The organism is Muribaculum sp. (genome assembly GCF_029051885.1).
GTDB lineage: Bacteria > Bacteroidota > Bacteroidia > Bacteroidales > Muribaculaceae > Muribaculum.
In genome coordinates this window covers 1-3,349 of the sequence record NZ_JAIDKI010000248.1, presented here as the reverse complement: position 1 = coordinate 3,349, position 3,349 = coordinate 1, and the positions used below count along the sequence as shown (strand labels likewise).

Annotated in this window: 3 protein-coding genes; 1 reads left to right on the top strand and 2 read right to left on the bottom strand. The window is 51.7% G+C overall.

Annotated features, from left to right (window positions below; translation table 11 throughout):
* Positions 1-179: 179 nt before the first annotated feature.
* On the bottom strand, positions 180-1,898 hold the full coding sequence (gene menD / locus K2I50_RS10365; protein ID WP_301026278.1) for a 2-succinyl-5-enolpyruvyl-6-hydroxy-3-cyclohexene-1-carboxylic-acid synthase: 1,719 nt from the start codon (positions 1,896-1,898) through the stop codon (positions 180-182).
* A 147-nt stretch (positions 1,899-2,045) separates the two neighbouring features.
* On the opposite strand from menD, the gene K2I50_RS10360 reads away from it, so the two are divergent.
* The gene (locus K2I50_RS10360) at positions 2,046-2,522 is read left to right on the top strand and encodes a cytidine deaminase (RefSeq protein ID WP_301026277.1); all 477 of its coding nucleotides are present in this window, start codon (positions 2,046-2,048) and stop codon (positions 2,520-2,522) included.
* Between the two features lie 70 nt (positions 2,523-2,592).
* Here K2I50_RS10360 and K2I50_RS10355 read toward each other — a convergent pair whose 3' ends face one another.
* Positions 2,593-3,039: a hypothetical protein gene (locus K2I50_RS10355; RefSeq protein ID WP_301026276.1), complete on the bottom strand. Its 447-nt coding sequence runs from the start codon at positions 3,037-3,039 to the stop codon at positions 2,593-2,595.
* Positions 3,040-3,349: the final 310 nt, after the last annotated feature.

Genomic DNA, 3,349 nt, shown 5'->3' with positions numbered 1-3,349 from the left:
AAATAAATGCAAAAATATATCAACGATGTTAAACAAATTACCTCCAGTCGGTCAATCGCCGGCATCTTTCCGCCTGCGCCTCGGTCGTTATGGAACCCCATAACTCCCTCATCACAAGCGAAAATCTGCTCGACGATTGACCGCCCTGACGGTAACATTTATTATTAAACAAGCTCTAATCATTTCAAGCCGAGATAGTCGCGCAGTATATTGGCGCTGACGTCGCCGGGGGTGTGGATGGCAAGAATCACGGGACGGTCGGACGGAGAGAAAAACTCAGGCAGTACAGCGACGAGTTCAGCTTCGGAGGACGCTTCAAGACAGGCGAATCCATAGGCATCGGCAAGCTGACGCAGGGGGAACGGTCGGTCGGCAACAAGGAAGCGGTCGAGAATTGGCATCGAGCGTGTAGCGTCGATAAAACGGAATATGCCGCCACCGCCATTGCACAGCACCGCCATACGGAATGTAGTCGGGATACACGGTGCGGCCAGAGCGCCTATGTCATATTGAGCGCTCATGTCGCCGGTGAGCAGCAACGTAAGTCTTTCCGGAAAAGCCGAAGCAGCGCCTATGGCCGTAGAGGTAGAGCCATCGATACCGCTCACACCGCGGTTGCTGTCGGCACGCAAGCACTGCAGCGCCGGGAATAGCTGGGCATAACGTACTGACGTACCGTTGGAAAGCTGCAAGGCCGTACCCTCCGGAACTGCACGCATAAGGGCGGACACGGCGCGTAAATCGCTCCATGGAGCGGACTGGAGAAATTCGGCGTGAATCTTCCCTGCAGAACGGTCGAGCGCCATCCATTCCTCATAATATCCCGACCGGCAGCACGCAATGTCATCCGCCTCCATAGCCGACAGCAGCCCGCTGAAAAATGGTGCCGCATCCATGTCGATACGCCGTGTAAGCGACTGGAAACAGTCGATAGTAGTGTCGGACAGTCCCACATGCCAATGCTCGTCAGGATGTACACGCCGCAGATACTGCTTGATAAAGCGCGACACGATGGCGCCACCTACCGTTACCACAAGGTCGGGGCGCATATGGTCAAGCTCCTCCTCCGACAAAGTGCTGAGCACCGAGTCGATAGCATTGATAAAACGTGGAGACGACAGGTTGGATATCGTCTCGGTCATCACCGCAACATTGCCACGGCGCGACAACTCTTCAAGGGCATCGCGCAGAGGCTCATCAGGATTGTGGAAACCGGCAATAACAAGCACGCGCCGCGCCTGCGACATAACACCGGCAAGGGCGGCAGCATCGGCATGCGACAGACGCTGGTCGGGCTGTATCATCCCGACTGTCCGGGCAGTCCAGCATGTTTCAGTCCGCTCCTCCACTCTACCCAGAGGCGCATCAAGCTGCACATTGATATGCACCGGAGCCTGCCGCCCTGATGTAGCAGAGATAAGCGCGTCGTTGACCATGCGGTTGACATACCATTGCTGTGTAGCGGACGAGCAGTCGGCCGGTATATTGTAATTCCCTTTTACATAGTTGGCAAGAGCCTCATACTGACGTAGAGTCTGACTGTCGTCCTGGTCAATCCACTCTACCGGACGGTCGGCCGACACCACAATCAGAGGCACCTTGCGATAATACGCCTCAGCTACCGCCGGAGCATAATTCAATAACGCTGTGCCCGACGTGCAGACAAGCACAACAGGGCGACCTGTCACCGATGCTTTGCCGAGCGCTATAAAAGCCGCGCTTCGCTCGTCGATGACAACGGTACAGCGTATTGAAGCTGATGCACTCAGAGCCATCATCAGCGGAGCGTTACGTGAACCGGGCGACACTACGGCCTCCTCCACTCCATGCTTCTCAAGCAACGAGACCAGTATGCGGCATGCCTCCTTATCGGTAGTTACGGTAGTATTCGTTTCCAAAACGCGCTTAATTTTTACGACTTACATAATTAAATCAACTACAAATTTACAAAAAAGGAGAACAGTAATCACGATGTCACGTTAAAATAGTATATTTGCCTATGCTACCGGCAAACACGCCGGCAGAAAAACCTAAGTACCACAGATATGAAACGTATAGATATCTCAGTCCCCGTCACCGCCCTGCGCGACGACGAGCTTACAGAAACCGACCGCGTCCTTGTAATGAAAGCGCGCGAAGCCACCTACAGATCCTATGCGCCCTACAGCAAGTTTCATGTAGGTGCAGCCATACTGCTTGACAACGGAGAAATCGTAACCGGCTCCAACCAGGAGAACGCCGCCACACCGTCAAGCCTGTGTGCGGAACGCACAGCGGCATATTACGCCCACTCCACCTATCCCGACGCAAAGTTCAAGACAATAGCCATTGCAGCCCGCGACACATCGGGATGTGAGCTGGCCGACCCCATCTCGCCATGCGGCGCATGCCGCCAGGCCCTGCTTGAGTTTGAGACTCTTGCCGGCCACGATGTACGTGTAGTGCTTGCCGGGAGCCGCCAGTGTTATGTGCTGGATTCTGTCCGTTCTCTGCTCCCGCTCAGTTTCACCCACTTCGAATAGGCACAAAATCTCATATAGCATTCAAGAGGGGGTATCAGGCGACGCCTGATACCCCCTCTTGAATATGTCTTTAGTCATCATCGTGATGGTGGTGGTGATGATGATGCTTGTAATGCTTCTTCATCTCTTTCTTATATGCCTTGTAAGCCTTCTTGCGGGCTTTATACACATCCTCCATATAGTCATCGTAATCGTCATCATCATAATCATATCCGACATACATCAATGCCGGAGAAGCATAATAATTGTGATGACGCATCTCCTTACGATAGGCTTTGGCGGCTTTCTTGATGGCCTTGTGGTAATACCTCGGAGCCGGAGTCAGCATCACAGCCGGATGATACGGCTCAACCACGCGAGGCAGTGTAAGCACAACAGGCATGCGCGGAGCGGGATAGAAATTTGACAGATGGAAATTGACACCGTCTGTGCCGGCATCGAAAGAGAAGAATTGGGCTGACGCGCCTGTGGCGCCCAGCCCAATCAATGTAGCGGTAAGTATAACCTGTCGTAACATAACTCTTGGCTAAATTAATGTGTCGTATTGATTTATAAACACCGTGCATAGCACGATTGTTGAGCCGACCGTTTCGACAGTATGACACATAGCACGTCAGGCGTTGCTGCGGATAGTCCGCGCAACGCCAGACGTTATAAGTAAGTCGTTAAAAATATTACTTATATATAATATAAGTACATACCCATATATAATGCATTTATATTATTCATATTCGTATGTGACGCTTATGTCATACTATAGACTAAGTATTCATTACTTTTTTTGTTTGTTTGTTTATTTATTTAAGTACGATTCGTTTTATGTAGTT